The organism is Pseudomonas sp., from assembly GCF_026224925.1.
Taxonomy (GTDB): Bacteria; Pseudomonadota; Gammaproteobacteria; order Pseudomonadales; family Pseudomonadaceae; genus Aquipseudomonas.
On the sequence record NZ_JAMFRV010000201.1, the window covers coordinates 1 to 10,435 of the forward strand.

The 10,435-nt window shown below is 57.3% G+C and carries 7 protein-coding genes, 3 tRNA genes and 1 pseudogene; 6 read left to right on the forward strand and 5 right to left on the reverse strand.

Annotation, left to right across the window (positions count from 1 at the left end; translation table 11 throughout):
* A partial coding sequence (locus tag M0974_RS08675) for a PAS-domain containing protein (RefSeq protein ID WP_297835373.1) occupies positions 1–2,412 on the reverse strand: 2,412 nt, incomplete at its 3' end.
* A 248-nt stretch (positions 2,413–2,660) separates the two neighbouring features.
* Between M0974_RS08675 and M0974_RS08680 the strand changes: the two genes are divergently transcribed.
* Positions 2,661–3,800, forward strand: a complete 1,140-nt coding sequence (locus tag M0974_RS08680) for a TDT family transporter (protein ID WP_297835375.1) — start codon at positions 2,661–2,663, stop codon at positions 3,798–3,800.
* A gap of 126 nt (positions 3,801–3,926) precedes the next feature.
* Positions 3,927–5,801 carry an MFS transporter gene (locus tag M0974_RS08685; RefSeq protein WP_297835377.1) on the forward strand — a complete coding sequence of 625 codons (1,875 nt, stop codon included), beginning with the start codon at positions 3,927–3,929 and terminating at the stop codon, positions 5,799–5,801.
* A 168-nt stretch (positions 5,802–5,969) separates the two neighbouring features.
* On the opposite strand, the gene sugE is transcribed toward M0974_RS08685, so the two are convergent.
* The 3 genes from sugE to rdgC form a co-directional block, all read right to left on the reverse strand.
* Positions 5,970–6,284, reverse strand: coding sequence for a quaternary ammonium compound efflux SMR transporter SugE (sugE, locus tag M0974_RS08690; protein ID WP_297835379.1), 315 nt, complete (start codon positions 6,282–6,284; stop codon positions 5,970–5,972).
* Between the two features lie 235 nt (positions 6,285–6,519).
* The gene (locus tag M0974_RS08695; RefSeq protein WP_297835382.1) at positions 6,520–7,482 is read right to left on the reverse strand and encodes a bile acid:sodium symporter family protein; all 963 of its coding nucleotides are present in this window, start codon (positions 7,480–7,482) and stop codon (positions 6,520–6,522) included.
* 77 nt (positions 7,483–7,559) lie between these two features.
* The gene (gene rdgC / locus M0974_RS08700; RefSeq protein ID WP_297835384.1) at positions 7,560–8,480 is read right to left on the reverse strand and encodes a recombination-associated protein RdgC; all 921 of its coding nucleotides are present in this window, start codon (positions 8,478–8,480) and stop codon (positions 7,560–7,562) included.
* 160 nt (positions 8,481–8,640) lie between these two features.
* On the opposite strand from rdgC, the gene M0974_RS08705 reads away from it, so the two are divergent.
* From M0974_RS08705 to M0974_RS08720, 4 genes are all read left to right on the forward strand, one after another.
* Positions 8,641–8,716 (forward strand) — tRNA-Val (locus tag M0974_RS08705).
* A 46-nt stretch (positions 8,717–8,762) separates the two neighbouring features.
* Positions 8,763–8,839, forward strand: a tRNA-Asp gene (locus M0974_RS08710).
* 131 nt (positions 8,840–8,970) lie between these two features.
* A tRNA-Asp gene (locus M0974_RS08715) sits at positions 8,971–9,047 on the forward strand.
* 245 nt (positions 9,048–9,292) lie between these two features.
* Positions 9,293–10,156 (forward strand): DUF2242 domain-containing protein, encoded by an 864-nt coding sequence (locus M0974_RS08720; RefSeq protein WP_297835385.1) that lies wholly within the window; start codon positions 9,293–9,295, stop codon positions 10,154–10,156.
* A gap of 130 nt (positions 10,157–10,286) precedes the next feature.
* On the opposite strand, the pseudogene M0974_RS08725 reads toward M0974_RS08720, so the two are convergent.
* Positions 10,287–10,435, reverse strand: a pseudogene (locus M0974_RS08725) (threonine dehydratase); the annotation flags it as partial.

The window sequence follows — 10,435 nt, forward strand, 5'->3', positions numbered from 1 at the left end:
GACGGCGGCGAGAAAACGGGTTTTCGATTGGTTGGCGGTTTCCGCTGTGCCCTTGGCTTCAGTCAGCGCGACGTTCAGTTGTGAGAGTTCGTGGGTACGTTCGGCAACCCGCTGCTCGAGGCTTTCGTTGGCAGCCTTAAGTGCCTGCTCGGCTTCGCGGAACGCGGTGATGTCAGTGAAACTCATGACAAAACCACCGCCGGGCATCGGGTTGCCGATCAACTCGATCACGCGGCCGCTGGGGAACAGTCGTTCCGAGGTGTGCGCCCGGCCTTGACGCATCCAGTGCAGCCGGCGCGCCACATGCACTTCGGCTTCGCCCGGCCCGCACAGGCCGCGTTCGGCGTTATGACGAATGATGTCGGCAATCGGCCGCCCCACGCTGATCAGCCCTTCCGGGTAATTGAACACTTCCAGATAACGGTGATTCCAGGCCACCAGCTTCAACGATTGATCCACCACGCTAATGCCTTGGGTGATGTTTTCAATTGCGCCTTGCAGCAATGCCCGGTTGAATTGCAGCACTTCCGATGCTTCGTCGGCGATACGCACCACGTCCTCTAGCTGCATCTCGCGGCCTTCGATGGCGGCCTTGACCACGGCTCGGGTCGAGGATGCACCCAGTACACCGGCCAACAGCCGTTCGGTGTGCGCGATCCATTCACCGTCGGCGTTTTGATTCGGGTTAAAGCCCTTGCCCTGACGATACGCGAAGCGAATGAAGCTCTGCCGTGCGCGCTCTTCGCCGACGAACCGCGCCGACAGGGTTAGCAAGTCTTCGATCTGCACCGCCAGCAACGAACGACTTCGCGGACGTGCGCTGATCTCCTGACCGATGAATCGCCCGGCTTGCCAGTGCTCGGAAACCCGCGTACGGGACAACACCGACACCCAGGCGAACAGGGTGAAGTTCCCCGCCAGCGACAGCACCACGCCTTGGGTCAGCGGGGTAATGGGCAGATTGAACGGGTTGCTGTGTAGCCATGCCAAGGCCGGAAAGCTTTTCAGAGACCAGCCCAGACTGATGGCCGCAATCGGCAGCACTAAGGTGTAGAACCACAGAAAGGTACCCGCTGCCAAACCGGCAAACACCCCCCGGCGGTTGGCTTGTTTCCAGTACAGCGCGCCGAGCATCGCGGGCGCCAATTGGGTGATCGCAGCGAAGGCAATCTGGCCGATGGTCGCCAGGCTCGCCGTCGACCCCAGCAGCCGATAGCAGACATACGCCAGCAGCAGAATCACCACGATGCTGACGCGTCGCACCGACAGCATCCACTGACGAAACACCTCGAACGGTCGCTCTGCGGTTTGTCGACGCAGCAGCCACGGCAGCAACATATCGTTGGAAACCATGGTCGACAGTGCCACACACTCAACGATCACCATGCCGGTCGCCGCTGACGCGCCACCGATGAACGCCAGCAGGGCCAATATTGGATGGGCTTGTGCCAGCGGTAGGCTGATCACAAAGGAGTCAGGCAATACCGAGCTTGGCAGCAACATTTGCCCGGCCAAGGCGATGGGCACCACGAACAGCGCCGCCAATGCCAAGTAAGCGGGGAACACCCATTTCGCCAGACGTAAATCCTGTGGTTCGATGTTCTCCACAACGATCAGGTGAAACTGCCGTGGCAGGCAGATCATTGCCATCATCGCTACGCCGGTCTGGACCACCATGGACGGCCAGTTGATGGTCTCTTTCCAATACTCTGCCAGGCGCGGCGCAAGCATTGCTTGGTTGAACAAGTCGTCGAAACCGTCGTACAGGCCGAAGGTAACAAAGGCCCCCACGGCGAGAAACGCGAACAGTTTGACCAACGCTTCAAACGCAATCGCCAGCACCATGCCGCGGTGGTGTTCGGTGGCGTCGAGGTTGCGCGTGCCAAACAGAATGGTGAACAGGGCCAGGACCAACGAGACAATGAGCGCGGTGTCTTGTGCGCGGACTCCGGTGGATTCCGCCACCGCTCCGATCAGTAGGTTCACCCCCAGCACGATGCCTTTCAGCTGCAATGCGATGTAGGGCAACACCCCGACCAGACAGATCAGAGCGACCACCACCGCTAGCGATTGCGATTTGCCGTAGCGGGCCGCGATGAAGTCGGCAATGGAGGTGATGTTCTCCTGCTTGCTGATCATCACCATCTTTTGCAGCACCCACGGCGCGAGCATCAGCAGCAGTATCGGGCCGAGGTAGATGGGCAAAAACGACCAGAGTTGTTCCGCCGCCTGGCCTACGGCGCCGAAAAATGTCCAGCTAGTGCAGTACACCGCCAACGACAGGCTGTAGACCCACGCTCGAATGCGCGGAGGCAGCGGCGTGCTGCGCCGATCACCATAGAAAGCGATGGCGAACATGATGGCCATGTAAGCGAGAGCGACGGCAGCAATTAGCCCGCTGGACAACGACATGTAAAGCTCCAAATAACGCCAGCTCTCTGAACAGCGCGGGCGCGACAGTTTCGCACGATGTTTGGGCTTCGTCAGTGCCGACCAAGGTCGCGGCGCGGTTTGATGTCGCACGGTTTAATGGAGCGCTGGCTATACAGCCTTAACTCTATATAGAGGATATAGATGACCTATACATAAATTACCCGTTATATAGATAGATCGTCTGGCTATTAAGCTTGATTGACCTCATCAGAGGACAGGAGATCATCATGACCACCCTCAATCCAGTCCGCCCGCTCAGCCATTTGAGCCATCCGCGAGAAGTCATTCGCCAGTTCACGCCAAATTGGTTCGCAGCGACCATGGGCACCGGTGTTCTTGCCTTGACCCTTGCGCAACTCTCCGCGCAGGTCCCAAGTCTGCGTCAGTTTGCCGAGGGGCTGTGGCTGTTTAACATTGGCCTGTTTGCATTATTCAGCCTGCTGTATACGGCGCGCTGGGTGCTATTTTTTGACGAAGCGCGGCGGGTGTTTGGCCACTCTACCGTTTCGATGTTTTTCGGCACTATCCCCATGGGCCTGGCGACCATCATCAACGGCTATCTGCTGTTTGGCATAACGCGTTGGGGCGACGCGGCGGTCGCCATCGCCCAAGTGTTGTGGTGGCTGGATGTTGCAATGGCGTTGGCCTGCGGTGTGTTGATCCCGTTCATGATGTTCACCCGTCAGCAACACAGCATCGACCAGATGACCGCCGTGTGGTTGTTGCCTGTCGTCGCTGCAGAAGTAGCGGCGGCCAGTGGTGGATTGCTCGCACCGCACCTGGCGGACAGCGCATCGCAATTTAGCGTATTGATCACCAGCTACGTGTTATGGGCGTTTTCGGTGCCGGTGGCGTTCAGCATCCTGACCATCCTGTTGTTGCGCATGGCGTTGCACAAGTTGCCCCACGAAAGCATGGCCGCGTCGAGCTGGCTGGCACTGGGCCCGATAGGTACGGGAGCGTTAGGCATGTTGCTGATGGGCGCGGACGCTCCGGCAATTTTCGCGGCGAACGGTTTGCCGGGCCTCGGTGAAATCGCCGACGGCATCGGTCTGGTGGCGGGCATCACGTTATGGGGTTTTGGCCTGTGGTGGATGTTGATCGCGGTGTTGATCACCGTGCGTTACCTGCGCACCGGTATTCCTTTCAACCTGGGATGGTGGGGGTTTACCTTCCCGTTGGGCGTCTATGCGTTGGCGACGCTCAAGCTGGCGACTCGGCTTGATCTGGCGTTCTTTTCGGTGGTGGGTACCTTGCTGGTCATCTGTCTGACGATCCTCTGGGCAGTTGTCATGACTCGCACGGTTCGTGGCGCTTATAAAGGAGAGCTGTTTGTCTCGCCGTGCATCGCTGGGCTGAGTAAGTAGGATGTTTATACATTCCAGGAAATTGCCCGGAATAGAATCAGACGCATCCTATCGACATCCGTGAGGTTAACGTTTTCAATGTCGGCCACTGAAAAGCCGGACACGGCGTCATGGGATGCAAGGACGATGAGTCAACAATCGCAGTTCAATTTGTTGGGAAAACGGCGCTTCCTGCCGTTTTTCATTACTCAGTCCCTCGGGGCTTTTAACGACAACGTGCTCAAGCAATCGCTGATTCTGGCCATTCTCTACAAGCTCAGCATCGACGGTGATCGGTCGATTTGGGTCAATCTATGCGCATTGCTGTTCATCCTGCCGTTCTTTCTGTTTTCGGCGCTGGCGGGGCAATTCGGTGAAAAGTACGCCAAGGACGCGCTGATTCGCCTGATCAAATTGGGTGAAATCGCGATTATGGTGGTGGGCGCGGCGGGCTTTATGCTCAATCACCTGTCGATGATGCTGCTGGCGCTATTCGCCATGGGCACACATTCGGCATTGTTCGGCCCGGTGAAGTACTCGATTCTTCCGCAGCACCTGCATGAGAACGAGTTGGTCGGTGGTAATGGGCTGGTGGAGATGGGCACCTTTCTGGCGATTCTGGCTGGAACCATAGGTGCCGGGATCATGATGTCTTCCGCGCATTACGCGCCCGTCGTTGCTACCGCGTTATTGCTGGTTGCCTGTCTGGGGTACATCGCCAGCCGCAGCATCCCACGCGCAGCGGCTGCTTCGCCGGAAATGCGGCTGAATTGGAATATTTTTAGCGAGTCCTGGGCCACGTTGCGCTTAGGCCTGGGGCAGACCCCAGCGGTGTCACGCTCGATAGTCGGCAACTCTTGGTTCTGGTTCGTCGGTGCGATTTACCTGACACAGATTCCGGCCTACGCCAAAGACTGGCTGTACGGCGATGAAACCGTTGTGACGCTGATTCTTGCGGTGTTCTCCATCGGTATTGCCTTGGGCTCTCTGCTCTGCGAGCGCTTGTCCGGGCGCAAGGTCGAGATCGGTTTGGTGCCGTTTGGCTCCATGGGCCTGACGGTATTCGGTCTGTTGCTGTGGTGGCACTCGGGTGGTTTTCCGCAAAACGTTCAGGCCAATGACTGGCTGGCGGTGCTGTCCATCGGTCAGGCATGGTGGGTATTGCTGGACGTGCTGGGTATCGGCGTCTTCGGTGGCTTTTATATCGTCCCGCTGTATGCGTTGATTCAATCGCGCACCGCCGAGAAAGAGCGTTCCCGGGTCATCGCGGCGAACAACATTCTCAATGCGCTGTTCATGGTGGTGTCGGCCATCGTTTCGATCGTACTGCTCAGTGTGGTCAAACTGTCGATCCCGCAGCTGTTTTTAGTGGTTTCGCTGATGAACATCGCGGTGAACGTCTACATCTTCAAAATCGTTCCCGAGTTCAGTATGCGTTTCATGATCTGGCTGCTCAGCCATTCCATGTACCGTGTTGAACACCGCAACCTCGACTTGATTCCGGACGAAGGCGCGGCGTTGCTGGTGTGCAACCATGTGTCGTTCGTCGACGCGTTGTTGATCGGTGGTGCCGTGCGTCGGCCGATTCGCTTTGTGACTTATTACAAAATCTACAACTTGCCGGTGCTGAACTTCATCTTCCGCACGGCGGGTGCTGTTCCGATTGCCGGGCGCAACGAAGACCTGCTGATCTACGACCAGGCGTTTAAGAAAATCGCCGAATACCTGAAAAATGGAGAGTTGGTGTGCATCTTTCCCGAAGGAAAACTGACGACCGATGGCGAGATCAACGAATTCAAAAGTGGTTTAACGCGCGTGCTGCAGGACACGCCAGTACCAGTGATTCCGCTGGCGTTGCAGGGATTATGGGGCAGCTTTTTCAGTCGCGATCCGAACAAGGGTGTTCTGCGGCGCCTGTGGTCAAGGATTACCTTGGTCGCAGGACCTGCGGTGACCGGTGATGCAGCACTCCCTGCCAATTTGCAGGCGCAGGTGGCGGTGTTGAGGGGCGCGGTGCGTTAGAGGGATGCAATTGTAGGAGCGCGCTTGCCCGCGATCGGTTCGGGGTCGCGCTCGACCGTAGCAGTCGTAACCCGGTGACCGCAATCTTCAGTCCGGAGCCGGGTTAAGCCGTTAGGACCGCTCTGCGCTCCATCGCGGGCAAGCGCGCTCCTACAGATTGGAAGCACCTCAACTGCTCAGTTTCAATCCCACCAATCCACACAGAATCAGCCCCACGCTCGCCAGACGAATCAGCGCCATGGACTCGCCAAACAGGATGATTCCCGCGATCACAGTGCCAATTGCGCCGACGCCGGTCCAAATTGCATAGGCAGTGCCCAGCGGCAATTCTTTCATGGCGAGGCCCAGCAAACTGAGGCTGATGATCATCGCGGTGATGGTAAGGGCGGTGGGTAATGGGCGGGTGAACCCTTCGGTGTACTTCAGGCCAACGGCCCAACCGACTTCAAACAGACCGGCAAAAACCAGAATAATCCAGGACATGATGACCTCCAAACAAGAGGTCGTCCTCGGAGTGGTTCTTCTGACGCAACAGTCAGGTCGTCCTGACTGTGGGCAGTATTTTGCATATTGTTGAGTGAAGGGCAAGCATTGAGTAATCGATTTGGGGTATCCCCAGCAGCAAAACTGCCCACCGAATCTCGGCATGCCGTCGGATTTGGGCAATCCAAAAAACTGTGGGAGTAAGCTTGCTGGCGAATGAAGCAACACGGTCTGGTTACTGTGCCGAAGCCTCAGCCGCTTCCCTATCCGCCTTTTCACTCATCCTTCGGAAGTAAGTAGAAAGCAGCGCGCCGGAAATATTGTGCCAAACACTGAACAATGCGCTCGGCACCGCCGCCAGTGGCGAGAAGTGTGCGCTGGCCAGTGCTGCGCCCAGTCCGGAGTTTTGCATGCCGACTTCCAGTGACAGGGATTTGCGTTGGGCCAACGGCAGTTTGAACAGCTTGCCGGTGAAGTAGCCCAGTACGAAGCCAAAGGTGTTGTGCAGGATGACCACTGCCATGATCAACAGACCGGATTCAGCGATTTTCGCCTGACTGGCGGCAACCACTGCGGCGACGATCATGACGATGCTGACCACCGAGACCAAAGGCAATACGTCTTCTGCGGTTTTAACCCGTGCGCCCAATACGCGTTGCGCCACGACGCCCAGCACGATGGGCAGTAACACCAACTGCAGAATTGACCAGAACATTTCCATGAATGACACCGGCAGCCAGGCCGACGCCAGTAGCCAAATCAATGCAGGCGTGAGCAGCGGGGCGAGGAGGGTGGTCACCGCGGCAATCGCTACTGACAGCGCCAGGTCGCCACGGGCCAGCCAAGTCATGACATTGGACGATGTCCCACTCGGGCAGCAGCCCACCAGAATCACACCAACGGCGATTTCTGGCGGCAGATGAAACGCCTGGCATAACAGCCAGGCCACACCGGGCATGATCACGAAATGCGCGATCACACCCAACGCCACACGCCACGGATGGCGCGCAACTTCTGAAAAATCGTCGAGCTTGAGCGTCAGGCCCATGCCGAACATCACCAGGCCGAGTAGCGGCACGATGGCAACTTTCAAACCGATAAACCATTCGGGCAGCACAAACGCCAACACCGCAAACAGCAGCACCCAATAAGCGAAGGTATTGCCGACAAAGCGACTCAACGTAGCCAAAGCACGCATGGTCTGTTCCTTTTTATAAGAAGAAAGCGTGCGCTACCGTCAGCGGTAGCGCACAAACGCATTGAACGGTGTGGGGCTTAAATGCCCTGGGGCAGTTCTTCGCCGCCCAGCGCTTCGAACAACTCCGGAAGGAATTCGCCGAAGGTCAGCATCATTAACGTGAAGCTTGCGTCCAGTTGGCCGAGGGCTTCTTCGCCACCATCTTGTTCAGCCTGATCTTGCAACAGGTCTTCAAACTTCAGACGCTTGACCACCATCTTGTCGTCGAGGACGAAAGACAGCTTGTCCTGCCAAGCCAGCGACAGCTGAGTAACCACTTTACCGGTGCTCAAATGCAACTGGATTTCTTCGCTGGTCAGGTCCTGACGCTTGCAACGGACGATGCCACCGTCTTCGTGGGTATCACGCAGCTCGCACTCATCGAGCACGAAGAAGTGGTCAGCGGCTTTCTGGGTTTTGACCCACTCGGTCATGGTCGCGCTTGGCGAGACCTTCACGGTCAATGGGCGCACCGGCAATGAACCGATCACTTCACGCAATGTGGAGAGCAGGTCTTCGGCGCGTTTAGGGCTGGAGGCGTTAACCAGAATCAGACCCTGTTTCGGCGCGATGGCCGCAAAGGTCGACCCGCGACGAATAAAGGCGCGAGGCAAGAAGGCCTGGATGATTTCATCCTTGAGCTGATCGCGCTCCTTTTTATAGACCTTGCGCATTTGTTCGGCTTCGATCTCTTCGATCTTCTCCCGCAAAGCGTCATTCACAACGCTGCCAGGCAAAATACGATCTTCTTTACGCGCGGCGATCAGCAGGAAGTCTCCGCTGACGTGGACCAGTGGCGCGTCCTCGCCTTTACCGAAGGGAGCGACGAAACCGTAAGTGGTCAACTCCTGGCTGGCACAAGGGCGGGCCGGTTTGGTCGCCAATGCGGTTTCCAGCGCCTCAGCATCAAAAGGCAGATCTTGGGTCAGGCGATAGACAAGCAGGTTTTTGAACCACATGGGGTGAATCTCTCCTTTATACAAAGGGGGGCATTATTCCCTCCTAAGCCCCAGCGGCCAACCCTGTGCTAAGCCTTTGGAAGGATTATAAAAGTTATTTAAAAAAGTGCTTGCCAGAGGTGGGGTCGCTATATAGAATGCGCGCCACACCGAGAGTGAAGGGTGATTAGCTCAGCTGGGAGAGCAGCTGCCTTACAAGCAGCGGGTCGGCGGTTCGATCCCGTCATCACCCACCACTTCTTGAGGCTTTCGAAAGAAAGTTGTACACACGTCACACAATGCGCAGCGGTAGTTCAGTCGGTTAGAATACCGGCCTGTCACGCCGGGGGTCGCGGGTTCGAGTCCCGTCCGCTGCGCCATATTTTTCAGATCGGCTTGTACGGTCTGAGACTGGAACGCTCCAGAAGCGGTCCTTTTAGGGTTTCACAGAGGCAGGCACTCGAAGGCCTGTTTCGAAAAAGAGTTCATCGGATGCAAGTCCGAGCGACACGCAGCGGTAGTTCAGTCGGTTAGAATACCGGCCTGTCACGCCGGGGGTCGCGGGTTCGAGTCCCGTCCGCTGCGCCATACATGTGCTGTTGGTTCATTCGTGAACCGGCAACACGCTGAAAAACCCGCCTAGAGCGGGTTTTTTAGTTTCTGGGGTTTGTGTTCAGGATCGATGTAGCATTGCCGTGTAGACTCCCCCACCAGTCAGACGAATCGACGGTGTTTCCGAACGGCGTTGATCGCACGCTATCCTTGATGCAGACTGGCCCCCCGTATCCCAGCTTTACCCGTTTTGCAGTCAGTTTTTTCTCCCAGGATTTTGAATGTCTAAATTACCGAGCTTTCGTACCGCATGCTGGGCCACCGCCTTGCTAGCCGCCGCAGGCTGCTCATCGCAGAAGCCGGCGGTGTATGAGCATGAAAATTTTGACGACTCCGGGACTTTTTCGAGAAATTACCCGGTCACCGACGCTGCCTCCTGCGAGGCGGCGCGTCGTGCCTTGCTTAGCCAGGGTTACATCATTACCAGCAATGACCCCAAAGTGATCAGTGGGCACAAGAGTTTCCAGCAAACCGGTGAAACCCACATGGAGATCAGCTTTAGCGTGGTCTGTGCTGGAGACGGCACGTCCAAGGGCGCTACCATGTTTGCTAACGCCCTGCAGGACCGTTACGCGCTGAAGAAGGTTAATAACTCCGCTAGCCTGGGCGTCGGCGTATTGGGCTCGTTGTCGATGCCGATCGGCTCCACGGATGATTCCATGGTCAAGGTCGCCAGTGAAACAGTGGCGTCTCCCAAATTCTACGACCGCTTTTTTGCCTTGGTGGAGAACTTCCTGCCGCCTGAGGTGAAAAAAGCCGCGAACATTCCCGAAAAGCCGAAAACCGACTTGGGTATGCCAGAACCCGTAACCCATGCTGCGACCCCCGCAGCGGCATTGGCTAACAGCAAGCCTGCGCCGACGGTGCCAGAGCCAGCAAAAGAGCCTGCGGCAGAAACCGCACCGTCTGCCAGCGAACCGGTACCGGCGCCAGCCGAGCCTGAGGCGATTAAAGCGGAGGTTGTTACGCCTGCTCCGACGCCACAGCCTGCGGCGGCTCCTACTCCTGCGGCCGAGCCGACCCCTACGCCGACCCCAGCAGCTACGCCTGATGCTACCCCGGCTGAAGCTCCCAAAACGCCATAAACTTGCTGTGACGCTGCAACTGTAGGAGCTGCCGAAGGCTGCGATAAGGTCGGTACGACCTTCAGCGGTTCAGAAATCGACCGGTTTGCGGTCGAATCGCAGCCTTCGGCAGCTCCTACCGATAGTGGGTTTATCCGAGAAACAAGGTGTACGCCGGGTTTTCGCTTTCATCCCAATACGGGTAGCCGATTTCCGCTAATGCTGCCGGAATCAGGTGACGCTCGTCTTCCGGCACCACCAAGCCAGCCACCACCCGACCGTCCGCCGCGCCGTGGTTAC

Coding starts and splice junctions, on each gene's coding strand:
- M0974_RS08680 (WP_297835375.1), top strand. CDS start 2,661: ATGACCACCCTCAATCCAGTCCGCCCGCTCAGCCATTTGAGCCATCCG.
- M0974_RS08685 (WP_297835377.1), top strand. CDS start 3,927: ATGAGTCAACAATCGCAGTTCAATTTGTTGGGAAAACGGCGCTTCCTG.
- sugE (WP_297835379.1), bottom strand. CDS start 6,284: ATGTCCTGGATTATTCTGGTTTTTGCCGGTCTGTTTGAAGTCGGTTGG.
- M0974_RS08695 (WP_297835382.1), bottom strand. CDS start 7,482: ATGCGTGCTTTGGCTACGTTGAGTCGCTTTGTCGGCAATACCTTCGCT.
- rdgC (WP_297835384.1), bottom strand. CDS start 8,480: ATGTGGTTCAAAAACCTGCTTGTCTATCGCCTGACCCAAGATCTGCCT.
- M0974_RS08720 (WP_297835385.1), top strand. CDS start 9,293: ATGTCTAAATTACCGAGCTTTCGTACCGCATGCTGGGCCACCGCCTTG.